Raw genomic sequence first — 24,669 nt, 5'->3', positions numbered from 1 at the left:
AAAAGCGTTCGCACGTTCAGGCGCGGTCCGTCTCCGCCTCCTCGTCCGCGACGGTCCCCTCGTCCGTCTCGCTCGACCGCTCCCGCCCGCGCGCGAGTTCGCGGTCGATGTCGTCCTCGACGGCGTCGAGCGACTCCACCGTGACGACGTTGCCGCCGCCGGGATCGACGACGATGACCTCCGTCCCCTCCGGGATGGTGCCTTCGATCGACCGGGCGGCGTAGTAGGGGTTGAAGCCGCCGGACTCGAGTTTCACCTCGCCCTCCGAGGGGGTGACGCGTTCGGTGACGCGGCCGGTCTGTCCCTTCAGCGACGCCGAGTCGCTCGTCCGCCCCGACCCCTTGCCGCCGTAGAGGTCGAACTCGCGGTAGCCGTAGAGCGCGAGGGCGCCGAACGCGAGGACGAGCGCGCCGAGGACGAACGGCGAGGCCAGGGGACCGAGCACCAGTCCCACGAGCCCCGCAGCGAGGAGGGCGACGCCCACGACGACGAAGTGCGCCCCGGGAGCCAGCGCCTCGGCGACGGAGAGGACGATCCCCGCCACGACGAGCAACAGCGAGAACGTCTGGGGCCCCAGGAAGTCGAGTTGCAAGACGACGCCGATGCCGGGGAGACGGTCCATAGCCCGACCTGGGAGGCTGGCGGTAAAGTCGTTACCGACAGCGAGGCTACTGCCTCGGAATCGACAGCGAGGCTACTGCCTCGGAATCGACGGCGAAGAGGAAGAACCTACATCGCGCTCCAGAGGAAGGCAACGGTGAGAGCGACGCCGAGGAGGATGAAAAAGACGTTCTCGAGGTCCGGGTGGCCCGGTTCCAGCGTCTCGGGCGGGGAGGACTCGACGTCGTCCGGGTCGAATCGCCAGAACGCCTCGTCTTCGGCGTCGTCATCGGCGGCACTAACGCCGTCGTCGACGACACTAACGCCGTCAGCATCGACAGCGCCGTCGTCGTCACCGGCACCGCTATCGTCGGCGTCGGACGCGCTCATACACGGGATAGCGGACGGGAGATGAAAGGAATGTCGACTACCGCTGTCGTTCGTGCCGGATGACGTTGCCCTCGTAGACGACGCCGCGTTCGGCGTGGAGGGTGACGGTGGTGCCGTCGGCGACGGCGTCGGGCAGCGGTGCGCCGCTGATCATCGGCAGGCCGAGTTCGCGCGCGACGATGGCGGGGTAGCCGGTCATTCCGGGGCGGGCGTCGATGATGCCGCCCAGTTTGTTCGGGTCGCCCGTGAACTCCCCGTCGAAGTCCGCCGAGAGCGCGAGCAGTGCCCCGTCGGGCGCGTCGGTCAGGTCGCCGTCCTCGGACCGGAAGACGGGGCCGGCGACGCGGCCGGCGACGATCTTTCGGCCGGTCGCCACCGCCTCGGCGGCGACGTGGACTTTCAGCATGTTGGTCGTGTTCGTCCCCTCGAGTTCGGTCATCATCCCCGAGAGGATGACCACGGTGTCGCCGCTCTCGGCGACGCCCGCGTCCATCGCCGCCGAGATGGCGTGGTCGATCATGTCGTCGATGCGCTCGGAGTAGGCGGCGTACTGCGCGTCGACGCCCCAGACCAGGGCGAGCTGGCGGCGCACCCGGTCCTGTGGCGTCGTCGCCACCACGGGGACGCCCGGGCGGAACTTGGCCGTCTTCCGGGCGGTGTAGCCGGACTCGCTGACCGCGACGATGGCCGCCGCGCCGATGTCGCGGGCGAGATAGCGCGCCGACCGGGCGAGCGCTTCGGTCTGCGATTCGGGATCCGCCGTCGGAACGCGTCCCTCCTGGGTCTCGTCGTACTCCCCGCTGTTCTCGATCTCGCGCACGATGCGGGCCATCGTCTCGACGACGTGGACGGGGTGGTCGCCGACGGCCGTCTCGCCCGAGAGCATCACCGCGTCGGTACCGTCGAGGATGGCGTTGGCCACGTCGGAGGCCTCGGCGCGGGTCGGCCGCCGGGAGCGAACCATCGAATCCAGCATCTCCGTCGCCGTGATGACGGGGACGCCCGCGGCCTGTGCTCGGTGGATGATGCGCTTCTGTATCATCGGCACCTCCTCGAGCGGACACTCGACGCCGAGGTCGCCCCGCGCGACCATCACGCCGTGGGCCGCCTCGACGATGCCTTCGAGGTTCTCGACCGCGCCCGCCCGCTCGATCTTCGCGACGACCGGCACCTCCGCGCCGAACTCCTCGACGGCGTCGCTGACGGCGTAGACGTCGGACCCGTCGCGGATGAAACTCGCGGCGACGAAGTCCGCCTCCGCCTCCGCCGCGAGTTCCAGGTCGCGGCGATCCTTCTCGGTGATGAGGTCGAGATCCAGGTCGACGCCCGGTACGTTCACTCCTTTCCGTCCGCCGAGTTCCCCGCCGGCGTCGACGCGTGCGACGACCACGTCGTCCTCCACCGCCTCCACCGTCGTCTCGATGCGGCCGTCGTCGAGGAGGATCCGGTCGCCCGGCGTCGCGGCAGAGAGAGTACGAGAGGCCGATTTCGTCGGGTGTAGCGGTGTCGCCTTCGAAAAAGCGGACCGTCGATCCGGATTCGACTCGGATGGAGTCCTCGAGCGGCGCGGTTCGAATCTCCGGGCCCTGCAGGTCGACCATCACCGCGAGCGGCGAGTCGATAGCCGCGTCGACGGCGCGGACGCGCTCGATGACCTCGGCGCGGTGCTCGGTCGTCCCGTGACTCGCGTTGAGACGGGCGACCGACATCCCCGCCTCCGCCAGCGAGCGGATGGTCTCCCGGTCGTCGGAGGCGGGACCGAGCGTACAGACGATTTTCGCGTTTCGCATACCCCCGCACTACGGAGGAGGGAGGAAAACCCACACCCCGATCGACGGGCGGCGTTCGGTCGGGGTCGACGCCGGGTTACAGACATAGTTAAGTGGGCTTGTCAAATGATACCACTCATATGACCGACGATGCCGGAACGGTAGTGACGGTCGACGGGCAGATTCCACCGGAAGAACTCGGTGTGACGACGACGCACGAACACGTCATCTTCGACATGAGTCGCGGCTGGTACAACCAACCCGGCTCGAGTTACAAGCGACGGATGGCCAACGAACCCGTCACGATGGAGAACCTCGGCTACGTCCGTCAGAACATGATGGCCCACCGCGACAACCTCCTGATGGACTCGTTCGACGAGGCGGTCGAGGAGGTGTCACATTTCTACAACGCGGGCGGAGACACCATCGTCGACGTCACGCCGAAAAACACCGGCGGCGACCCGGAACAGGTCCGTGCCATCGCCCGGGCGACCGGCGTCCAGTTCGTCCACGGCACGTCGTTTTACACGCGGGCGGCCCACCCGGACCGAATCGATTCGATGAGCGTCGACGACGTCGAAGCGGAGTTCGTGAGCGACGTTCGGAACGGGATCGACGACACCGACGTGAGAGCGGGCCTCATCGGCGAAATCGGCGTGAGCGGAACCATCCACGAGGCAGAAGAGAAGGTGCTCCGTGCAGGTGCTCGCGCCGCCCTCAGGACGGGCGCTCCGGTCAACGTCCACCCGCCGGGGGCAAGCCCGATATGCCGCCGGACAACGAACTCGACGGCTCACACGCCCGATCGCGGTGGGCGCTCGAGATCATGGACATCTTCGAGGAGGAGGGCCTCCCGCCTGAGCGCGTCGTGATGAGCCACATGGACGCGACGCTGTTCGAGGAGATCGAGTACCAGAAGCAACTCGCCGAGCGCGGGCCGTTTCTGGAGTTCGACCTCTGGGGGAACGAGAACTACCTCGCGTCGTACGGGGACGGCTACCCCGCAGACGAGTGGCGGATAGAGACGGTGCTCGAACACATCGACTCGGGCTACGCCGACCAGTTGGTGTTCGCACACGACCTCTGTTACAAGGTGCTCCGGAAGAAGTACGGCGGCTACGGATACAGCCACATCCTCGAGAACATCGTCCCGCGGCTCCAGCGGCGCGGCGTCGACCGCGACGTGATCGACCGGATACTCGTCGACAATCCGCGGCGAGCGATGACGTTCTCGGAACCGGCGTGAGATAGCGGGCCGCCCGGCCGACGACCGGACCCCCGAGACGACTATCGGATTTTCTCGCCCGGACGGGCGTCGCCGTGGGTCGTCAGCAGGTCCGCCTCCTCGCCCGCCGCGAGAACCATCCCGTCGCTTTCGACGCCGAACAGTTCGGCCGTCTCTAAGTTGACGAGGACGACGACGCGCTTGCCCGGGAGCGAATCGAGGTCGTGGAGCTGTTTGATACCGGCGACGATCTGGCGCTCTTCGAGGCCGACGTCGACGGTGAGCTTCGCCAGTTTGTCCGCGCCTTCGACGCCCTCGGCGTCGAGAATCTCACCGACGCGGATGTCCAGTTCCTCGAACTCGTCGAAGCTTACGCGCTCGTCCGCGAGCGGTTCGAGTTCGTCCACGACCTCCGCTGTGTCGCCGGCCGCCTCGCTTTCGGAGGCGGCCTCAGTCTCCGCGATGCGCTCCTGCAGTTTCTCGTTGAGTTCCCCGACGCGTTCCTCGGGGATCGTCTCGAACAGTTCCGTGGGTTCGCCGAAGTCGGCCGCCGGCGCTTCGAGGGCGGCGTCGAGGGTCACGTCGTGGACCGATCCGTCCTCGTTCAGATCCGCCCAGAGGCGTTCGCATTTGTCCGGGGCGACGGGTTCGAAGAGGATGGCCACGGCCTTGGCGATCTGGACGCAGTCGCGGATGACCTGCGCGGCCGCTTCGGGGTCGTCGTCGGTGAGCTTCCACGGCTCGTTGCGCTGAATGTACTCGTTGCCGAACTGCGCGAGGCGGACGGCCGCGTTGCCCGCCTCCCGCACGGAGTAGTCGTTGACCGCGTCGGTGAACGCCTCCATGGCGTCCTCGATTCGGTCGCGCACCTCCGCCGAGAGGTCGGCGTCGGGGTCCCGCCGTAGTTCCGCTGGGCGAACAGCATCGACCGGTAGAGGAAGTTGCCGACGGTGCCGACGAGTTCGTTGTTGGTGCGTTCGCGAAAGCGGTCCCACGAGAAGTCGACGTCCTGCTGGAAGCCGCCATTGGTGGCGAGGTAGTAGCGCAGCAAGTCGGGATGGAACCCCTCGTCGAGATACTCGTCGGCCCAGACGGCGCGGTTGCGCGAGGTCGAGAAGCCCTTGCCGTTGAGCGTGATGAACCCGCTGGCCATCACGGCCCGGGGTTCGGTGTAGCCCGCCCCTTCGAGCATCGCCGGCCAGAAGACGGTGTGGTGCTGGATGATGTCGCGGCCGATGACGTGGACGATCTCGCCGTTCGCACCGGGAGGCGTCCCGGGTTGCTCGCGCCACGCTTCCTCCCAGTCGAAGGCGTCCGTGCCGACGCGTTCGGAGTACTGCTTGGTCGAGGAGATGTACTCGATGGGGGCGTCGACCCAGACGTAGAGGACGAGGTCGGACTCGCCGTCGGGGTAGTCGATGCCCCAGTCCATATCGCGGGTGATACACCAGTCGCGGAGTTCGCCTTCGATCCACTCGCGGGGTTGGTTACGGGCGTTCGACGTCCCTTCGAGGCGGTCGATGAACGCCGAGAGATACTCCTGGAACTCCGAGACGCGGAAGAATTTGTGGGTCCGCGTGCGGTACTCGGCGGGATCGCCCGTGACGATGCTCACGGGGTCTTCGATTTCGCCGGGTTCGAGGTGACGGCCACACCCCTCGTCGCATTCGTCGCCGCGGGCCGTCTCGCCGCAGTAGGGACAGGTCCCCTCGACGTAGCGATCCGGGAGATACTGGTCGTTTTCGGGGTCGTAGGCCACCTGAATCTCCTTCTCGTAAACGTGGCCGTTCTCGACCAGCGTCCGGACGATGGACCGGGTGAGTTCGGCGTTCGTCTCGTCGTGCGTGTGGCCGTAGTTGTCGAACTCGACGTTGAATCGCGGGAACGTCCGCTCGTAGGTTTCGTGCCAGTCGAGCGCGAACTCCTCGGGCGTGACACCCTCCTGGTCGGCGTTGATGGCGACGGGCGTGCCGTGCATGTCCGACCCGCTGACGAAGGCCGTCCGCTGGCCGAGTTTGCGCAGCGCCCGCGCGTAGACGTCGCCGCCGACGTACGTTCGAAGGTGTCCGATGTGCAGGTCGCCGTTGGCGTAGGGCAATCCGCAGGTCACCACCGCCGGGTTCTCCGTCGGGAAGCTCTCGTGGCTCATATGTGTGTCGTCGTGGATACGGGCCTAAAGCCCGCTGATTTCGGTCGTCGGTCGGGTCCGGCCGGCGTGACCGGTCGCCGGTCGTGCGACCACGCAGGGTATAACTACGAGAGGGGAGACACGTGATCGTATGACGATTCGAGGGACCATCGGCGGGATGGCGGATCGGGCGAATCCGGCGTTCGCAACCGGGGCGATAGCGATCCCGCTCGCGGCGTTCGCGCTCGCGGCGACGGTCGGAACGCGGGAGATACACACCTACGTGCACGTGATGGCGGGCGTCCTGTGGACCGGCATCGACGTGTTCATGGCGCTGGTCGTCGGGCCCGTGCTCGGGTCACTGAGCGGCGAGATGCGCGCGCGCTGGTTCGAGCGATTCACCCCGAAGATGACGTTTCTGATGCCGTCGCTGGCGACGGTCACCATCTTCGGCGGCATCACGCTGGCGGTACGCCTCGGGGGCTTCCCTAACTCCGGACCGTGGATCGGCCTGTTCGCCTTCGTCGCGTTCGTGACGGCGACGGTCGTCCTCGGACGGGTGTTCGACGCCTTCACCGACCGCCGCTGGCAGGCGTTTTCGCGCTCGTCCTCGTCGGCAACGGCGGCTATCTCGCGTCCGAACTGCTGGCCGCGGGAACGCTCCCCGGAACGCGACCCGTCATCGTCGTCATCCTCGCCGTCATGGTCGTTCTCACCGTCCAGGGCTTTGGCTTCCTGCTGCCGAACGAGGTGCTGATTTATCAGGAGATGATGTCCGAGAGCCCGGATACGGAGCGCATCGGCCGCCTCGGGATGCGAAACGCGAAACTCAGCGGCGTCCAGGGCGTCTTCCAGCTCGTCATCGTCGTCCTGATGGTCTACCTGCGCTGGGGCGGCTTCTAAACCAGCGCGAGAAAGCCCGCGCTCAGGGCGAGGGTCACGACCAGGCGGCCGACGCTGCCCGCGAACGTCGCCGCCGCGAACTTGAGGTAGTCCTCTTCGAGGACGGCGAAGGCGTAGATCGAGAGCGTGTCCGGGAAAAACGGCACGGAGAGGGCGACGGCGAGTCCGGCGTACCCCCAGCGCCGGGCGATTTCGACCGTTCGCCGCTCGGACCATTCGATGACGTCGAATCGGGAGCGCCGGAGCCAGCGGACGAGCGGGCCGGACTGTTTGGCTTCCTGGCCGATGTGGAACGCGAAGACGCTCCCGAAGGCCTTGCCGACGCCGCTGGTGACGATGATGATCGCGAGTCGTGCCCACTCTGGCAGGCCGAGTTCCAGCGGTGCCAGGAGGACGACCTCGCTGACGCCGGGGAGGGCAAAAGCGATGAGAAACGAGTAGGCGAAGATGATGGCCAGTCCGCCCCAGCCGGTGGCCGATCGGACGAGTCGAGTCAGCCAGTCGAACTCGACGAACTCGAGCCACCCCGACAGGACGAGGAACGCGTCGAGGGGGAACACGTCCTTCCCTCGCAATCGACCGGTTGTAAGCTTTCAGGTTTAGCACGGGGCGTCCACGCCGGCGAGGGGGAGCGGCCGTCAGCGCACCGAGTCGAGGAGGAGTTTCTGCTCGACGCGCTTGGCCTCGTGCTGGACGTCGCGGACGGCGTCGATGTTGGCGCTGATGGAACTGACGCCCTGTTCGACGAGAAAGCGGATCATCCGTGGCTTGGACCCGGCCTGGCCACAGATGCTCGTGTCGACGCCGAGGTCGCGACACGTCTCGATGGTCGACTCGATGAGTTCGAGGACGGCGGGGTGGAGTTCGTCGAACCGGTCGGCGACGTTCTCGTTGTTGCGGTCCACCGCGAGAGTGTACTGCGTCAGGTCGTTCGTCCCGAAGGAGGCGAAGTCGATGCCGGCGGCGGCCATCTCCTCGATGCAGAGCGCGCTCGCCGGCGTCTCGATCATCACGCCCCACTCGCGCTTCTCGGGGTCGACGCCCGCGTCCTCCATGAGGTTGCGGGCGCGGACGACGTCCTCGGCGTCGTTGACTAGCGGGAACATGATTTCGACGTTGTCGTAACCCATCTCGAACAGCCGGCGGAACGCCTCCAGTTCGTGCTCGAAGACGTCCGGCCGGTCGAGGCTCCGGCGGATGCCGCGGTAGCCGAGCATCGGGTTGTGCTCTTTGGGCTCGTTCTCGCCGCCCTCTAACTGGCGGAACTCGTCGGTCGGGGCGTCCAGCGTCCGGACGCGGACGGGGCGAGGGTAGAACTCCTCGGCCACGCCGCGGATGCCCTGGACGAGCTGGTCGACGTAGGCGCGAACGCCCTCTCTCTCGATGTACCGCTCGGGCGTCTGATTCAACGAGAGCACCATGTGTTCCATGCGGAGGAGTCCGACGCCGTCCGCTCCCGTCGCGGCCGCGCGTTCGGCCGCCTCGGGGATGGAGACGTTCACCTTGACCTCCGTCGCGGTCATGGGTTTGACCGGCGTCTTCGGCCGGGCTTCCTCGATGGGTTCCCGCTCCTCGACGTCTTCGTCTTCGCGGCCCTCGCGGACGGTGCCCTTGTCGCCGTCGAGCGTGATGAGTTGGCCGTCCGAGAGCGTCCGCGTCGCGTTGCCGGTGCCGACGACGGCTGGGACGCCGAGTTCGCGCGAGACGATGGCGGCGTGTGAGGTCATCCCCCTCGTCGGTGACGATTCCGGACGCGCGCTTCATCGCGGGCACCATGTCCGGCATCGTCATCTCGGTGACGATGACGTCGCCCTCGCTCACCTGATCGAGGTGGTCGAGTTTCGTGACGATGCGCACCGCGCCGGAGGCGACGCCCGGACTCGCGCCGAGGCCGGTGAGGAGGTGGTCGCCGTCGCCGGCGTCGCCGCCGTTCGATTCGGCCGTCGCCTCCTCGCTGATGGTCGTGATCGGGCGCGACTGGAGCATGTACACCTCGCCGTCGGCGATGGCCCACTCGACGTCCTGGGGCGTGCCGTAGTGGTCCTCGACGCGACGGCCGAGCTCGACCAGGCGGTCGATCTCGGCCTCGGTCAGCACCTGTCGATCGCGGCGGTCCTCGCCGACGTCGCGTTCGACCGTCTCGCCCGTCTCGCTTTTGACGTGCATGACCTTCTTCTCGGCGACGGTGACCTCCTCGACGTCGCCGGACTCCCGGTCGATGACGTAGTTGTCGGGGGAGACGGCACCGGAGACGACCGCCTCGCCGAGGCCCCAGGCGGCCTCGATGATGATCCGGGGCTCGCCCGTCGAGGGGTGGCTCGTGAACATGACGCCGCTTTTCTCGGCGTCGACCATCTGCTGTACCACGACGGCGATGTCCACCTCGCGGTGTGGGAAGCCCTTCTGGTTCCGGTAGTAGATGGCGCGCTGGGAGAACAGCGAGGCCCAGCACTCCTTGACGCGGTGGAGCAGGTCCTCCTCGGTGACGTTGAGGAACGTCTCCTGTTGCCCGGCGAAGGAGGCGTCGGGCAGGTCCTCGGCCGTCGCCGACGATCGGACCGCCACGAACGCCTCCTCGTCGTCGCCCATCGTCCGATACGCGTCGACGATCTCCTCGCGGACCGGCTCGGGCAGCTCCGTCTCCATGATGAGTTCGTGGGCCCGCTCGTGGGCCTCGGCGAGCGCCGCGGAGTCCTCGGAGTCGACGTCGACGGCCGCGAAGAGTTCCTCGTCGATGCCGGCCTCCTCGATGAAGGTCCGGTACGTCCCGGCGGTGACGACGAACCCCGGCGGGACCGGGAGCCCCGCCGCTGTGAGTTCGCCGAGCGAAGCCGCCTTGCCACCGACCGTATCGAGGTCAGCAGCCCGTACGTCGTCCAGCCAAACTACAGCCATTTCGTGTGTGAAGTGTCCTCCACGGCGGTAAAGAAGGTTCCGAAGCGGGCAGGGTAAAAAGGCGACTCGGAGCCGAGTGTCTCCTTCAGGCCTCGACGATGTCGTCGTCGTCGGCCGGCGGCACCGACAGCGACCCGTCGAGGGCGGCGACCGCTTCGCCGCCGACGCGGACGTCGTCGCCGACGCGCACCCGGACGACTCCCGGCCGGTCCACGAAGTGGCCCTGCTCGAAGCGCATCTCGTCGGGCAACTCGCCCTCGAACGCGTCGACCGAGCGCAGATACGCCCCGCAGGCACCGCTGGCCGTCCCGGTGACGGGGTCCTCGGGGACGCCGTAGCCGGGCGCGAACATCCGAGCGTGGAGCGTCGAGTCGGCGTCGACGGCGTCGAAGGTGAACGCGTAGATGCCGGCGGCGTCGTGTTCCTCGGCGAGTTCGGCGACGGCGTTCATGTCCGGCGTCGCGCCGCCGAGGCGTTCGAGGAAGTTCACCGGAACCACCAGGAAGGGGAGGCCGGTGGAGGCGACGGCCGCCGGGAGGTCCGCGCCCACGTCGCGGAGGGCCGCCGCGTCGACGCCGAGGGCGTCTCCCACCCGGTCGTAGTCGACGTCGACCGTCTCGACCGTCGGGTCGTCCTGGGTCATCCAGACGACGCCGTCCTCGGTGAGTTCGACGTCGAGGACGCCCACGTTCGTCTCCAGCGTGTGCGTCCCCGCCTCGACGACCCCCTCCGCGAACAGGAACGCGTGGGCGGCGATGGTTGCGTGGCCACAGAGGTCCACCTCCCGCGCGGGTGTGAAATACCGAATCCGGCGGTCCGCCGCCTCCGACGGGCGGAGAAACGCCGTCTCGCTGGCCCCGAGTTCGGCCGCGACGGCCTGCATCTGCGACTCCGCGAGGCCATCGGCGTCGGGGACGACGCCGGCGGCGTTCCCGGTGAGCGGTTCGTCCGTGAACGCGTCCACGAGCAGAACACGTCGGCTGTCGGCGTTCTCGGTCATGTGTCGTGTGACGAGATAGGGACCAATAGGGGTGACGCACCGCTGCCAATCGCACGGATGTCCGACTTACAGTTTCGATCCCGATCCGGGTTTTCTCCCCGTCGCAACCGACTGGTGTTGAGCGACGAACCGACAATTGACGAGTTTCAATCCCGTGCTGGGTTTTCTCCTCGCCGCGACTCCTGTAGTGGCTCTACGACCCGCTGAATCCAGTTGAGTTTCAATCCCGTGCTGGGTTTTCTCCTCGCCGCGACATTTTCGCTAATCTCCCATCGCTTCAACCTGCCGTTTGTTTCAATCCCGTGCTGGGTTTTCTCCTCGCCGCGACAGGGGGTGAAAATACGGCTATAGGGCTCAAAAAGCTTTCTCAGTAGTCGAAATCACGCCCCGATTACGTCAACCGGGGCTGTACAGTCATATAATAAGGGTCGACGTAGTTCAACTCAGAGCACGTTCGACTGTTCGTCCGGTGGCTCCGAACCGATATCGGTCGTCTTGTCCTGACAGGACTCACACAGCCGATAGATCCGGATGCGATCACCGTCATCGGGCTCGATCTTGGCCTCCAGTTCGTCTTCGAGTTCGACACGCTCGGCCTTGGTTACATCGACTTCGAAAACGCTGTACTGCCGCCACGCCCCGTACCGCTGGAGCGTTCGATACACCTGCCGGCGGTGCCCGTCGTCGCTCACGTCGTAGGCGATTGCCAAGCGCATGGTTATTTCGAGAACGTGAGGGCGTGATACTCGTCTAACTCACCAGTAATCGCTTTCCGCAGGAGGATTGCCTGCTGTCGCACCGCCTTCCGCCGGGAGACAGTGTACTCGAAGTACGGGTGAGTGAACTCCTCCTGCATGAACTCGTCGAACTTTGAGCAGTAGGTTTTGAACGCGTCGTCGGCCAGATGGTTGTCCTGCGTGAACTGGTCGTGTGTGATAACGCCGCGATTTACCAGCCGCGTGACGAACGCGTCACAGAAGATCGGCCGGAACTCCTCCTGTAGATCGAGAGCGAGCGATGGCCGTCCGTGCCGGTCGGCGTGCAGGACGCCGAGGAACGGATCGAGGTTGTACTGTCGCAACGCGCTCAGCACCTCGTTTTTCATGAACACGTAGGTCAGCGACAGCAGTGAGTTGATGTGGTCCTCCGGCGGTCGCTTGGTTCGCTTTTCGAACGTCCAGCCGTCGGTCAGCGTCTCGTCGAGCCGGCTGAAATACCGTTCGCTGGCCTCGCCTTCGACACCGCGGAGGTCGTCTTTCGTCGAAACCGTCGTCGCCCGAACACCGAGATCCTTGAGCACGTCCGTCCCGTGGACGCCCTTCCGGGAGAGTAGCGTCCTGGCGTTGCGGATCTTCCCGGCGATCATCGCGGCGGCGATATCGACCTCGGCGGTCGTCCCGAGCGCGTACTGGGCGCGTCGTACCTCCGCGATGGTGTTCTTTTCGGGGACGAAGCTGCCGCGGTACTTCCCGTTCTCGGTGAAGTAGTTCAGGATGATCCCGTGTTCGTTCGCCTCGGCGACGAACGGCGTCGAGAAGTTGACGCCGCCGAAGACGTTGATCGTATCCAGCTTCTCGGTCGGGAAGGAGGCGAGTTCGCCCTCGTCGCCGTCAACATCCCAGACGACGATCCGGCCGCCGTCGGTGCGGACCTGCGTGCCCTGTTTAGTGACATAGACGACCGACTCGTCGAACATCCCCTCGGTGGCTTTCATACCTCACCCTCCCAGCCCGTCCCGCGGGCTTTCTCGGGTTCGAGCATCGCGGTCTCCTCGGGCATGCAGTACTCCCGTGCCGAACAGGCCTCGCATTTCGATGGGTTGTCGGTGAACGGTGGGATGTCGTCGACGGACAGTGATCGAATTTTATTGATGATTTTTCGAACTGTTTCTCGATGATTTTCTGTGATTTTGATTGAGTACCGCTCATCCGTTTCATACAAGTAAATATAGCCGACATTAACTGGCTCTTCAATTGCGGCTTCAAGTAGCATACAGTAACCCGCCAGCTGCACCTCGTCACTTGGAAAATACTGTCCGCTTTCGGCACGCTTCCGCTCTACCGGCGTGAGTATGTCCCCGTCAGATTCAATCAAATCGATCTTTCCGTGGAGATCCAGCTCAGGTGCTCTGAAATATCTCTCCGTAACCCATCCCCCTCTCTGTGACTGTTTTTCGTGTTTTGATCGACCGTCAACAAGCTCGTATGGGGTTCCCATCTCGTCGTGGTAGTGTTGATAATAAAACCGGCGTGGACAGTAGACGAATTCATTTAATGCACTCACTGGAACGAGTGTGTCACGCTGCCCGATTGTCTGTGGTGTACTCAAAAATCAAGCACCTCGTCAATCGTGTTCGATTCGGCCTCTATCCGATCTTGGACGCGACAGTGTAAATACAGGGCATCATGGCTGAATGCTACTGCTGCATCACCTTCCGTGTAATACAGTGGATAAATAAATCCAAACGGGCCGAGCGAATACTGGTTTTGGATCTGGGAGACGTGACCCTCTAACGGATAACAGAGAACTTCCGTATCAGAGAGACTCTTTTTTAATAAATCGAGACCGCTGACACTTGGCTCTATTTCGATTTCGAGTCCAGTGCAGACTTTGGGTGTTCGAATATCCCGAGAGACATCATTTAGTAAGGAGTACAGTTCGCCAGTTGCTTTGTACGTAACCAACCGGCCAGTTGACTCCTCTTTGTCCGCTGTATCTGTTTCATCTTCATACCCTCCCTGATAGAGACAGTAGCCACTACTGTATGGTTCTGCCGTGAAACCTGGTCATGCAGCTGCTCTGGAAGGATAGAAAGAAACTCGTCTTTCGAATGGAACGAGACATCCCCATGACGGAGCAGGTGTGGGATACTGTATGTCTGAATCGTCTGTGACTGGCTGTTATAAACTACTGTCTGTATACTGTCTCCACGATAGGTTTGGAGCGAATCCAAAAGCGGCGTGCCTGCAACATCGTGTAATCTTTTCAGATCAGACTCAGTAAGTCCTTTCTCGTGGCTGTAGAAGAAATGACGTTCAATACGTTTCCAGCCTGCCTCCCGTATTGCTGGCTGATCGTCTGATGGTGCACTCTTTGCCCGATTTTCAACGTGGTCGTAGGCTTCGACAGCTGAGTACCGCCAGTCGAACGATTCCGGCGTCGACGCGTCAATATATTCTGAACTAACCTGCTCTTCAAATGTTGCTCGGTCAATCCATTGACCAGTATATGTGTCGGCAATCGATTCAAGCGCGTCGAAGAGATACGGTGGGACATATGCATATGCTGTAGACCGGTTCGGGCGGGTTCTGAGTCGACCGAGCCGCTGGAAGAAACTCGCCGCATCGTGGCCTGAGAAAATGATCTGCTCTGTATCGAAGTCGACGCCGACCTCGACCGCAGAATTACTCACTAGGGTCTCGAACGAATCGAGCTTCTCACGCACGTTTTCCCGGTGAAACCCATCGATTCGAACCGTCCCAGCGAGGTCTGATTGAGTCAACGAATTATACACTCGGTCAACCTCGTGAACCCCATCAAGCATCATCACAGTCCTGCCGTCCCGCAATCGATCATGCAACACGTCTTCCGAGTTGAGGATCGCTGTTGCAGTCTCGAAAGTCGGGGCCGGTGTAATTGTCAGATCAACTGGTGGAAGGACTGCCCGACAGTTCGATGGGAGTTCATCAGGGGCGAATGCAATCACAGACTCCTCAGTATCAGGAACTTCGGGAAGGGGCATCTGTCGCCAGTCTACCTCACTGACTCGATAATACGGCGCACCCATTGCCTCCTCGAACTGGCGTTCGAGTTCTTTTTCAGGGGTTGCACTGAGGAATACGAGATGATTTAGTCGACAGATCGCTTCGTCAGTCTCGTACATCTCATCGAGAAGAAAGAGCATGGTGTTTCGCTCTTTCCGTGTTGCTCGATGGAACTCATCAACAACAGCCACCTCAAACCGAGAAATAGCATCGATTCTCTCCCGATAGATCTCTCGGCGAAGCAGGACAAATATGTCTGGATTAGTCAGAAGGATAACCGTCTCCCGGCTATCGAATGCTACTTTGAGGAGGTCTCGAAGCCGTTCACCGTTTGAGTTAGCCGATGGGAACCGTTCTGCGTGTTCGTTCTGGAGTGTTTCACTGGTCACCGCAAGGACGCGAACATTATCCCCTCCGTCGATATCTTCGAGCTTCTCGTCGATATTCCGGACTTGGTCTTCGATAAGCGCGTTCGTCGGATATGCTGCTACTGTATGGAGCCCTTCAGAGACGACGGGGGCAAGCCATGCCAGCGTTTTACCGGCTCCAGTCAGGGCATCATCTACAAACAGTCCTGGAAGACGGTCGGTGAGTGCATCATGCAGTGCCCACTGATGTTTGTGAGGAGTGACATCATTTACAGGGTACTCTCCGGGGTACATCCGCAGACCGAGCCCTGCAAGCTGAAACGAAACTGGATTGTGATCAGACATCGTTCCGTTTTGTAGCTAGGAATTTTGCATCAGCGGGATAGCAGACGCGTGACTGATTCCGGAATGGTGGTTCAATAGCGTAATACTCCGTATCGAATTCAGCTTCGAACCAGACTGGCGTCGGCTGCATCTGCTTCATTACGACACCACCAGTAGGTGTCGTCTCATGATCGTAGACACTGAGTGGATGCCCAAGGGTGAACTCCCCGGAACGCCGTGCTCCGTCGACGATCCGGTAGCGAACATGTCCTTTCCCACGCTTTTTCCCCAGACGAATATATGACGGAAGCTGCGATACGACTTCGGTCGCGTCCCGACCATACGGGAACACATAGAACCGAAACACGTTTTCAGGTGCGAGTGCTCGCTCACGTTCGAACGTTGGAAGATTCTTGCTTGATTTCCCAGTCGGATCATCCGTTGCAGGATAATTCGGTGTCGCGTAGGTGTCGCTCCGGGCGTTTCGATTCGTCGTGATGTACTCCGTTTTTATTGACTCATCTCGTTCGATACGAGCAGGTGCTGCGGGGGTAACGTATATTTCATTTACTATTTCCGCAGTGTCTTCGATATAGGTTGGCTGATGACTGACATCGACGTAGCGACCACTGGCGAAACCGAGTGCGTAGTGGAGTGCCGTATTCAGGATACAGGAGTCCGTATCCGTCATTCGACCGACTTCACGCGAGGCGAAGCCGACCTTTCCGTGGGTGGTGAGCGTTGCTTCGATGACTTGCATGGGAATTGTTAGTTTCCGTCAGTGTCGATTGCGCCATCAATGAACGCCTCTGAGCGTGGCTGTTGTGCTTCGAGAACCGCCTGTAGCTCATCGTCAGCCGCCAGCGACAGCAGTTCGCTGACCGTTTCCTCATCGACTGACTCTTGTGCAATCTCGTTCTCGCAGGCTGCCTCGTAGGCCTCTTTGACATACTCACAGGCCTGTGCAACGTCGAGTGCCGGTGCTTGGACCACATCACTGAGTGTCTGTTCACCATCCGCAGCAAACGACGTGATAACGTTAGCCGTCAGCTCTCGGTTTGAAGGCCCTTCCTCAGAGCCAGTGTACACTCCGAGAATGTGGTTTTTCACCCGACCGAGTCGCGTTGTTGCAGCTCCGTACCGTTTGTTTCGTTTCGTGATGGCGGCGACAAACGCGACTTCAGCCGGCGTCGCATCTCGAAGGGTGATCGCACACGGGAACAGTGTTCCTGGTTCGAAGAAGTCTGGCTCACGGATCGTTGAACGTGATCCTTTCGCGTACCCCTCGCCGGGCGCGTTCTGGAACTTCTCGTCGATACACGCACTGGCATCACGAACGGTGAACGCCGTATCATACATTACACGAGAAGTGACGCCAATGTCGACATCGTCATCACCGCTAGCAGCACTCCCGTAGAGCGCGGATTCAACCGACTGAGGATTCATATTATTGACTTCCATCGAATCCGGCCGGTCGTATTCCAGTAGCTCTCGCTGAATTGCTTTCCCCATCCGCCGGTCACTCCCCGTCTGTTTCCGCATAAACATGAGCCCCGGTGAGTACTCGATACTCGAATCATCACCAACAACGGACAGCGACGCAATATCTGCGTCTTGCCCGTTGGTCGTGAAGACTGCATGGCTCTCCAGTTCACGGAGAACGAGGATTGTTGTATAGTTCGTTCCTGGGGTGTTCGTCATGCCGTCCATCGAAACTGTGCCGTTCTCCAGTGCCGTGGTGAGTGTGTCTGAGATCATTGGTTGCTCCGAGTGTTGTCTGCATCGTCGTTTTGGCTTTCGTCGTCACGTGCGTCGTAATACTCCGACTCTGCACGGAGTGTCGCACCGAAAAAGCCGTCAGAAAGGTTGTTTTCGAGCCGTTTCAGCTGTGATGGGCGACCGTTGGCGATTCCGTAGAGTATCTCATCTACGAAGAAGCCAGCATACTCCTCGATACGGTCTTGGAGTGGTGTGCCAGCGTTTGAGTCCTCTGCACTCACTGGATACACCGAATCTCCGGCTTGTCTATCGAGCATTTTTTGCAGTCGTCCCGAGACGAGCATCACGTAATCGTCTCGACTCAACTGGTCGCCTGTTTTCGAGACCGCCTTGACACTCTCGCGGAACACGCGTTCGACGCGGTGGGGTTTGCGCCCATGTCCACTTGCAGGACGAATGGCGTCGTATGCGAGATTTGCGAGCTGTGTAATGCGGCTGTGTGGTGTGTCACTCATATTTGATCCGAACTGTTTGATACCAGCCTGTTGGTCAAGCGTGACTGCGTACCTCATCAGGGCGGGAATATACGGCCCCTCACTTGAGGACTGGGCAGCACGCTTGAGCAGGTGCGACCCCGGAAGCAGCTCATTTCGCGTCACCCGAAGGTACTTTGCGAACAATGAGTCCTTTCGGGAATCTCCCTGTAGGGCGTATCCCAATTTGATCAAAGATGCTGCTGCTTGGAGTCGATCTTGGAGTGCAGAGAGTGGAACTGATTCACCATAGAAATCAGATATTTGTGTGAAGCTCCCGCCAATCTTCACAAATTCTTGGAAGTCTCGTGATCGCATCTCAGGGATGGGAGACGAACTGATATACACTCTCATCCCTGTGTAAGCACCAATTGTAACCGCTAGAAATGCACCAAAGAATTGGTATTCAGTATCATTTCCTTCATCTGAATATAAATCTTTGAAATAACCGACTACTTGAGCACCATACTGAGCTTCGTGATCAAATCCCCCAGACAGTGAATCAAGCATTGGCCTCCCTCCCTCAGATTTTGTGAGTTCTTGTAATACTTCATTGAAAGAATCTATATTTTCAATGTTGAATACTTCTTCCGCTAATCGACTTATTCGGACTTGGTTTTCTCCAGTGAATCTATTTACAATTCGACTAAATAAACGCCAAGCAAATGGTGTATAAAAGTAGTCTGGGGCGAGATGAATAAATAATCTATCATTAAATCTATTTGAACTGGCTGCACCACGTAGAGACAATTCAATCTGGCAAGGAATACACGTTACTCTATTATCTCGTTTACCACTACCGATTGGATCTCTGTTAGTGAAACCGCCACGGATCATCGTCACACCTTCTGACGGTTGCATGTCGCCGAGATTATGTGACTCACTTAATCCACCGGAACATAGAGAGCATATTCGTCCACGGCGTGACGTTCCTGCATACTGATGGAACGTATCTGTGAGAGTGTCTATTTTTATTTGCTGGTTTGATTCAATTCGAAGATTCTTTTTTATGAATGAAACTACTTCTGTACGGTAACCGCCAGAATAGCTTTCTCGAAGAATTTCCATCCAATCCTTATCATCTGTGATCGAATTTAATCCAGATTCTATATTCTGAATTAGTTCAGGCTCTGATTTGCGGAATTTCGAACCTTGTCCATACTTTTCAAGTAATGCCTGCGCAAAGGCGTATGAGAACTCCCACTTATTCCCACTCACGAGCCTTTCTTTCGAATTTGATGGCAAAGAAATAAGTTCCTCCGCAATACTATCTGAAAGTCCTAATATACGACCTGTAGTCCGAAGCCCTTCCTCTGATTTCATTCCAGTGTCGGTCAAAAATTCTGGTAGAATCCCTCGGCGAAGAGTACTGACAAAACGGGCGACTCCATATAGCTGACTTGTCTTATATAATTCTCTACCAAGATCTTGTTCTAGAAGTTCTATTGATTCCAGCGCGGAATCTGTTGGATCATCATCAATAGAACCGTCATTAACTCCCTTTCTTACAATTGCTTGCACCATCCTCTGAGAACCTGCATAAAAGAAATCAGATGCGTTGAGGCTATAATGGCCAAGATTTACTGTCCCAATACTTTCTGCTAGGAGATCTGTATCACTATATGTCGGATGCGAATCGCTAATATTTCCGCTTAATTTTTTATATATTTCAGTTACTATCTCATCCGTGAGTTCTGGAGGTGATTCTTTTGGTGCGAGATAGACACAGCCATCTTGATAGATCGTGAGTAGCGTGTATCCGAACTCTGCTTCAAGATAGTCACTAACGGCTGCATTGAGTAGGTTCGTGAAAATACCACTTACGTGATCTGTTCGGTGGTATGAGATTTCCACATCAGCAGCAGGGAAGCATTTCCCGAACTGTTCTTGCGTCCGAGAATTGGCTGCCATTTCAGGCGTTGTCGACGACGCCATACCGTCTGCGAGACGGATGAGAGGACGGTAGTCTTTCCATTTGAGCGTGACCTTTGTTGACTTCGCATTATCAGTTGCATGGTGATCAACTGTACACGACCGAAAGTCACGTATTGTCAGTTCTGAATCATCAACAGATGGATCTTTACTGAACTCTTGAAGGCCGATCTCGTCAATGAAAGGCTCTAGTTCTGCGAGCGTAATATCGAACCTTTGTGCTTGACTTTCGTCTTCCTCTCGGAGTTTGTGATAGTCGTGAATGACTGCGAGAGCGATCAAATCACGCAGTTCGTTCGGTGAGATCGGTGGAAGTCCTGCTGTTTCGGCTTGTGTGGCCAATCGATGAAGGAAGAATACGAGGTTTCGCGTGTGATTGAGCATCGACTGGTCGACCTTCCCGTATTCGATACTCTTGTTCGGAAGGAACAGCCAGCCAGCCTCAATGAGTTTCCCATCGATATCCGACAGATATTCTTTGAACACATCATTGAGGGCAGATTGGTCATCTGTCTCTGTTTCATCCGGAGCAAATGCCTCATCTGGATCTTCAAAGAGTTCTGGTGAGAAGGATTCAACGCCTACTGTCGACTCACTATTTGATTCATCCGTTCCTGTCTCCGCTGGTTCACCATCGAACTCAGTGAGATTTTGCTGTTGATCGTTGTCTTGCTTATTCATTCATTGATCACCTCTACGTTTACATTCCCACACCCACGCGCTACAGCACTCCCGACACCCGAATACTCGGCGAACAGCGCGAGAGTGGTCACTGCGTTCACGACCGAATCGTTCGCATCCTTGAACGCGTACGCACACGTCCCCGAAAACCCCTGCCGGAAAATCGGCTGCGTGCCACCGTCGGGATCGTCAACCCGATTGACGAGCACGCTGTGCGTGTCGTAACTCCGGGCGTCGGGTTTCTCGATCACCGACTCGGCTAGCGTCTCCCGGCTCACGTCGAGTTCCAGTTCCGGAGCCGTGTTGTTCCACTTCCCGAGCAGGCTGCCGAAGACGGCCCCCGCGTCGGGAACATCGTCGTCACCGAGCCGGCCTCCTCGATACAGGTCGCCGTCCGAAACGTCATCTCGATGGTCGGATCATCGAGGTCGTCGGCCTCCGTGAGCAGCGCCTCGTGGGAGGTGTTCTCGCTCTCGAAGGATTCGATCCGGAGCTGGCCGTGTGTCAGCTCAAGCGGCTCGTCGGCGAGCACCAACGCGGAAACGAGAGCCTCGAAGATCGCCTCGTCGTCGGGGTCGGTGATCCCGAGTGAGAGCGTGTACTCGGTATCCGTCAGCACCCGCTTGTGATGCGACCGGTCACCGTCGCCGAAGGGGCCACGGAGCCCGCTGGTGTGCAGGCTACCAATCTCAGAGTCGTGGACGTGCTGGCTCACCTCGTCGTTGGCCGACTGCAGGAGGGCCAGCAGCGCGCTGTAGACCGAGTAGCCGTCCGACTGCGGCACGTCGAACCGCTGATCGGCACGGAGGGTTAGTTCGATCCGGCGGAGCTTTCCTCGGATTCTTGAATCGTGCTTTCCATACAAATCGCACATTGGGTACAGGAAGACTGCACACTAAAATTTTGTCCTGTAACATAATTTAGAAAATTGGAATGGAAGCAAGACGATTTTACTTCTATGCAACGGTATAGTTTTGGCGGTAGCATGTCACATTCGCGCTGTGCGGACCTACATCGCGCCGATCGGATACAATAGCACAAGCGTGACTCGTCCGGTCATCCTGAGCCGCGGCGTCGAGGAGGAGATCAGGTCGTCCTACTTCGGCCTGCAGGTTCTGAGAATGCCCGCGCAGCTGAAGCGATTGACGATGTCGAGGGACTACTTCAGGAAATAGAACCAGAGGTTGCATTAGCCGTCGAAGAGGTTCCTCGATCGTTCGAGCACGGTGTGCTCGCCTGCAGAGATTATATCGATGCTGCTGAAGAGGACCGAGTAGTAAGTCTCGGTGGTGGAGCGCGAGATATTCTTTTGCCGTTTACCGTGGCTGTATTGGCACGTCTGGAAAAGATCGACAGCGTTCTTTTCTTCAGTGATCTCGATGGCTCCGTCGAGGAATGGAGACTCCCACGACTGACCACAGCTGTTTCCTCTTCTGTTCGGGATACACTCGCCGTAGTAGTTGCTGCCGATGAAACAACACTCCCGGAGCTCGCAGAACAGTTGGACGCCTCGAAAAGCACTATCACCCGTCACATTGAGGAGCTGGTTTCGAGTGGAGCCCTCGAAAGTTGGCGTGAGGGGAAGGTCAAGCACGTTCGGCCTACCTTGACTGGTCGATTACTTGTCGAATGATTCATTGACCTTTTTGAATTAGGTGTACAGCCCCCTCCACGAACGACGGTCGTGATTTCACTTCCGTAGCAAAGATTATAGGGCTTGTCGCCGGATTTTCACCCCCGGTTGCGACGGGGAGAAAACCCAGCACGGGATTGAAACTTATCTCGTCAAACTCTGTCCCTGTATCTGCATATTGTTGCGACGGGGAGAAAACCCAGCACGGGATTGAAACCGTACGGGATGCGGGCCGCGATTGCTCGGCCGAAGCGTCGCGGCGAGGAGAAAACCCAGCACGGGATTGAAACACAGCCGCCGAGGACGTCTGGTAGCCGGCCGACTGGCGTCGCGGCGAGGAGAAAACCCAGCACGGGATTGAAACAGCGTCTCGAAAAAGGGCATCCGCGGCGTGATGATGTCGCAGCGGGAGAAAACCCACGACGGGATCGATCCCCCTGAAAGTCACCCGAACTTGCGAATCGTGGTCGCAACGGAGAGAACCGGGACCGAGATCAGAGCAAACACAGTCGCGTTACGCCCGTAAATCCTTATATGTCCCCCGGTGCGAGTCGAAGCCATGAGCGACCTCCCGGACGATTTCAACTGTACGATCACGAACTGGGAGTACATCTACAGTCTCTGTCGGGACGTGAGCGACGACGTGAAGGCGGCCGAGTTCGAACCGGACGTCGTCGTCGCCCTCGCGCGCGGTGGCTGGTTCGCCGGACGGTGCGCCTGTGACTTCCTCGGTCTCGACGACCTGACGAGTCTCAAGATGGAACATTACGTGGGGACCGCCCAGAAGGCGGGAGAGCCCGAAGTCCGCTATCCGATGCCCGAGGGGAGCGTGAAGGGCAAGGACGTCCTCATCATCGACGACATCGCCGACACCGGCGGGTCGATCCGCCGCGCCGACGAGTACGTCACCGACCGCGAGGCGGGCGAGGTGCGGACGGCGACCCTCCAGTTGCTCGGGACGAGCGACTTCGAACCCGACTACGTCGGCGAGCGCCTCGAGGAGTGGACGTGGGTGGTCTACCCGTGGAACTTCCTCGAGGACATGGTCGACCTCGTCGAGGGCGTGATGGAACGCGCCGACGAGGAGGCGTTCGAGCGCGACGACGTCCGCCACTATCTCAGCAAATACCACGACGTCGAGCGCATCGAGATGGAGATCGCCCAGCCGAACCGACTCGACGAAGTGCTAACCGAGATGGTGCGCCGGAACGTCGCCGAGGAGACGGCCGCCGGGGGCGCGTGGCGTCTGGTGTAGCGTGTCCGACCTCGACGCGTTGCTCTCGGCGTTCGCCATGAAAGACGAGCGCCGAACCGGGTGGCAACTCCGCGGCGTCGACGATCCCGAGTCCGTCGCCGCCCACGCCTGGGGCGTGAGCTACCTCTGTCTCTGCTTTGCGGGTCGCGCGGGCGTCGACGCGGACCGAGCGCTCCGCCTCGCCGTCGTCCACGACGTGGCCGAAGCCGAAGTGGGCGACGTCCCCACCCGCGCCGATCCGGCGGCCGAGACGATGCCCGCCGCGGAGAAAGCCCGGCGCGAGCGCGAGGCGATGGCCGACCTGACGGCGACGCTCGACGCCGGCGAGGAGGTACGCACGCTCTGGGAGGAGTACGAGGCCCGCGAGACGCCCGAAGCGCGGTTCGTCAAGGATATGGATCTCGTGGAGATGTGTCTGCAGGCGCTCTACTACGAACGCGAGGGGCGCTACGACGCCGCCGATGGCGAGGCGTTCGAGGCCTACGACCGCCTCGACGAGTTTTTCGCCACGGCCGAACCGCGACTCCGGACCGACGTCGGCGAGGAGTTGTTCGAGGAGATACGCCGCCGATACGAAACCGTGAGAGACGACTGATGGCGCTGCTCGACATCTTTCTGACGGCCATCTTCCCCATCATCGCCATGGCGGGTGCGGGCGTCGTCCTCGGGCGCGTCAAGGACGTCGACATCGACCCGCTCAACGTCGTCACGGTGTATCTGCTCCTCCCGGCACTGATCTTTCACAGCATCGCCACCGCGACGCTCGCCCAGTCGACGCTCGTCCGCGTCGGCGTGGCGACCGCCGCCTACATCGTCGGGATGCTCGTCCTCACCGAAGTCGTCGGGCGCATCCTCGGCGAATCCGAACCCGTCCTGAGCGCCCTCGTCCTCGTGAGCACGTTCCCCAACTCGGGCAACTACGGCATCCCGCTCTCGGAGTTCGCCTTCGGCGACGTCGGGCGGAGCACGGCCGTCCTCTTTCTGACCGTTCAGGCCGTCCTCACCTACACCGTCGGCGTCTACATCGCTTCGCGAAGCGGCGGCGGAAGCGCCCTCGCCAACACGAAACAGATGATAAAGGTCCCGCTCGTCTACGCCGTCGTCGCCGCGCTCGTCGCCCGGTGGGCGGGCGTCGTCCCGCCCACCGGAGGGACCGCGATGGTGACGCTCAAACTCGTCGGCGACGCGTCGATTCCGCTGATGCTCATCATTCTCGGCGTCCAGCTCGCCGAGACGGACTACACGGCCGCCTTCGCCCGCGTCGGCGTCGTCAACGTCCTGAAGATGGCCGTCGCCCCGCTCGTCGGCGTCGGCATCGCCCTCCTGGTCGGCTTCGAGAATCAGACCGTCGCGCGCACGTTCGTCCTGGAGTGTGCGACGCCAGCCGCCATCACGCCCCTGTTGCTCCTCCTCGAGTTCGGCGGGAGCACCCGCGTCGGCGTCGCCGCGAGCGACGGGTCGCCGGGCGAAGGGGGTCCGGCGTCACCGTTGCCGAGTACGTGAGTACGGCCGTCCTGACGACGACGCTGGTGAGCATCCCGTCGTTGACG

At 60.5% G+C, this 24,669-nt stretch carries 20 protein-coding genes and 4 pseudogenes; 8 read left to right on the top strand and 16 right to left on the bottom strand.

The window, feature by feature from the left end; translation table 11 throughout:
- Positions 1 to 16: 16 nt before the first annotated feature.
- The 3 genes and pseudogenes from ACFQJD_RS03690 to pyk form a co-directional block, all read right to left on the bottom strand.
- Positions 17 to 622 carry an NfeD family protein gene (locus ACFQJD_RS03690; protein WP_379796242.1) on the bottom strand — a complete coding sequence of 202 codons (606 nt, stop codon included), beginning with the start codon at positions 620 to 622 and terminating at the stop codon, positions 17 to 19.
- 107 nt (positions 623 to 729) lie between these two features.
- Complete coding sequence (locus ACFQJD_RS03685) at positions 730 to 990, bottom strand: DUF7312 domain-containing protein (RefSeq protein WP_379796239.1); 261 nt, start codon at positions 988 to 990, stop codon at positions 730 to 732.
- A 37-nt stretch (positions 991 to 1,027) separates the two neighbouring features.
- A pseudogene (gene pyk / locus ACFQJD_RS03680) lies at positions 1,028 to 2,780 on the bottom strand (pyruvate kinase).
- Between the two features lie 119 nt (positions 2,781 to 2,899).
- Between pyk and ACFQJD_RS03675 the strand changes: the two are divergent.
- Positions 2,900 to 3,631 (top strand): hypothetical protein, encoded by a 732-nt coding sequence (locus ACFQJD_RS03675; protein WP_379796237.1) that lies wholly within the window; start codon positions 2,900 to 2,902, stop codon positions 3,629 to 3,631.
- On the top strand, positions 3,586 to 4,005 hold the full coding sequence (locus ACFQJD_RS03670) for a hypothetical protein (RefSeq protein WP_379796235.1): 420 nt from the start codon (positions 3,586 to 3,588) through the stop codon (positions 4,003 to 4,005). The genes ACFQJD_RS03675 and ACFQJD_RS03670 overlap by 46 nt, the downstream gene beginning before the upstream one ends.
- Positions 4,006 to 4,046: 41 nt before the next feature.
- Here ACFQJD_RS03670 and metG read toward each other — a convergent pair.
- Positions 4,047 to 6,133: pseudogene (gene metG, locus ACFQJD_RS03665) on the bottom strand (methionine--tRNA ligase).
- Positions 6,134 to 6,290: 157 nt separating this feature from the next.
- Between metG and ACFQJD_RS03660 the strand changes: the two are divergent.
- Positions 6,291 to 7,015, top strand: a pseudogene (locus ACFQJD_RS03660) (hypothetical protein).
- Here the strand turns inward: ACFQJD_RS03660 and ACFQJD_RS03655 are convergent.
- The 12 genes and pseudogenes from ACFQJD_RS03655 to ACFQJD_RS03600 all read right to left on the bottom strand — a co-directional run bounded on the left by ACFQJD_RS03655 (position 7,012) and on the right by ACFQJD_RS03600 (position 21,015).
- Complete coding sequence (locus ACFQJD_RS03655; protein ID WP_379796233.1) at positions 7,012 to 7,575, bottom strand: YqaA family protein; 564 nt, start codon at positions 7,573 to 7,575, stop codon at positions 7,012 to 7,014. The pseudogene ACFQJD_RS03660 and the gene ACFQJD_RS03655 overlap by 4 nt on opposite strands.
- A gap of 78 nt (positions 7,576 to 7,653) precedes the next feature.
- A pseudogene (ppsA, locus tag ACFQJD_RS03650) lies at positions 7,654 to 9,910 on the bottom strand (phosphoenolpyruvate synthase).
- A gap of 85 nt (positions 9,911 to 9,995) precedes the next feature.
- The gene (locus ACFQJD_RS03645; RefSeq protein WP_379796231.1) at positions 9,996 to 10,910 is read right to left on the bottom strand and encodes a PhzF family phenazine biosynthesis protein; all 915 of its coding nucleotides are present in this window, start codon (positions 10,908 to 10,910) and stop codon (positions 9,996 to 9,998) included.
- A 443-nt stretch (positions 10,911 to 11,353) separates the two neighbouring features.
- Positions 11,354 to 11,626, bottom strand: a complete 273-nt coding sequence (gene cas2 / locus ACFQJD_RS03640) for a CRISPR-associated endonuclease Cas2 (RefSeq protein ID WP_379796229.1) — start codon at positions 11,624 to 11,626, stop codon at positions 11,354 to 11,356.
- Between the two features lie 2 nt (positions 11,627 to 11,628).
- Positions 11,629 to 12,624: a CRISPR-associated endonuclease Cas1 gene (cas1, locus tag ACFQJD_RS03635; protein ID WP_379796227.1), complete on the bottom strand. Its 996-nt coding sequence runs from the start codon at positions 12,622 to 12,624 to the stop codon at positions 11,629 to 11,631.
- Positions 12,621 to 13,193: a CRISPR-associated protein Cas4 gene (gene cas4 / locus ACFQJD_RS03630; RefSeq protein ID WP_379800379.1), complete on the bottom strand. Its 573-nt coding sequence runs from the start codon at positions 13,191 to 13,193 to the stop codon at positions 12,621 to 12,623. Before cas4 ends, cas1 begins: the two co-directional genes overlap by 4 nt.
- 358 nt (positions 13,194 to 13,551) lie before the next feature.
- On the bottom strand, positions 13,552 to 15,387 hold the full coding sequence (gene cas3 / locus ACFQJD_RS03625; protein ID WP_379796225.1) for a type I-D CRISPR-associated helicase Cas3': 1,836 nt from the start codon (positions 15,385 to 15,387) through the stop codon (positions 13,552 to 13,554).
- Complete coding sequence (gene cas5d / locus ACFQJD_RS03620) at positions 15,380 to 16,126, bottom strand: type I-D CRISPR-associated protein Cas5/Csc1 (protein ID WP_379796223.1); 747 nt, start codon at positions 16,124 to 16,126, stop codon at positions 15,380 to 15,382. Before cas5d ends, cas3 begins: the two co-directional genes overlap by 8 nt.
- A gap of 8 nt (positions 16,127 to 16,134) precedes the next feature.
- Positions 16,135 to 17,124 (bottom strand): type I-D CRISPR-associated protein Cas7/Csc2, encoded by a 990-nt coding sequence (gene cas7d, locus ACFQJD_RS03615; protein ID WP_379796221.1) that lies wholly within the window; start codon positions 17,122 to 17,124, stop codon positions 16,135 to 16,137.
- A complete protein-coding gene (gene cas10d, locus ACFQJD_RS03610) occupies positions 17,121 to 20,231 on the bottom strand; it encodes a type I-D CRISPR-associated protein Cas10d/Csc3 (protein ID WP_379796219.1) in 3,111 nt (1,036 codons plus the stop codon). Before cas10d ends, cas7d begins: the two co-directional genes overlap by 4 nt.
- Positions 20,228 to 20,554 (bottom strand): CRISPR system precrRNA processing endoribonuclease RAMP protein Cas6, encoded by a 327-nt coding sequence (cas6, locus tag ACFQJD_RS03605; protein WP_379800377.1) that lies wholly within the window; start codon positions 20,552 to 20,554, stop codon positions 20,228 to 20,230. The genes cas10d and cas6 overlap by 4 nt, the downstream gene beginning before the upstream one ends.
- Positions 20,506 to 21,015 carry a hypothetical protein gene (locus ACFQJD_RS03600; RefSeq protein ID WP_379796217.1) on the bottom strand — a complete coding sequence of 170 codons (510 nt, stop codon included), beginning with the start codon at positions 21,013 to 21,015 and terminating at the stop codon, positions 20,506 to 20,508. The genes cas6 and ACFQJD_RS03600 overlap by 49 nt, the downstream gene beginning before the upstream one ends.
- Positions 21,016 to 21,232: 217 nt before the next feature.
- Here ACFQJD_RS03600 and ACFQJD_RS03595 point away from each other — a divergent pair, with 217 nt between their 5' ends.
- From ACFQJD_RS03595 to ACFQJD_RS03575, 5 genes are all read left to right on the top strand, one after another.
- A complete protein-coding gene (locus ACFQJD_RS03595) occupies positions 21,233 to 21,406 on the top strand; it encodes a hypothetical protein (RefSeq protein WP_379796215.1) in 174 nt (57 codons plus the stop codon).
- Between the two features lie 53 nt (positions 21,407 to 21,459).
- A complete protein-coding gene (locus ACFQJD_RS03590) occupies positions 21,460 to 21,864 on the top strand; it encodes a helix-turn-helix domain-containing protein (RefSeq protein ID WP_379796213.1) in 405 nt (134 codons plus the stop codon).
- Between the two features lie 559 nt (positions 21,865 to 22,423).
- Entirely contained in the window at positions 22,424 to 23,119 is a 696-nt protein-coding gene (locus tag ACFQJD_RS03585; RefSeq protein WP_379796211.1) for a phosphoribosyltransferase, read from the top strand.
- A gap of 37 nt (positions 23,120 to 23,156) precedes the next feature.
- Positions 23,157 to 23,714, top strand: a complete 558-nt coding sequence (locus ACFQJD_RS03580) for an HD domain-containing protein (RefSeq protein WP_379800375.1) — start codon at positions 23,157 to 23,159, stop codon at positions 23,712 to 23,714.
- Positions 23,714 to 24,622 (top strand): AEC family transporter, encoded by a 909-nt coding sequence (locus ACFQJD_RS03575; RefSeq protein WP_379796209.1) that lies wholly within the window; start codon positions 23,714 to 23,716, stop codon positions 24,620 to 24,622. The genes ACFQJD_RS03580 and ACFQJD_RS03575 overlap by 1 nt, the downstream gene beginning before the upstream one ends.
- Positions 24,623 to 24,669: the final 47 nt, after the last annotated feature.

The sequence above is a fragment of the Haloplanus sp. GCM10025708 genome, from assembly GCF_042663985.1.
In the GTDB taxonomy this organism is placed as follows: Archaea; Halobacteriota; Halobacteria; order Halobacteriales; family Haloferacaceae; genus Salinirarus; species Salinirarus marinus.
The sequence above is the reverse complement of the archived record's forward strand: the minus strand, read 5'-3'. Positions and strand labels throughout refer to the sequence as shown.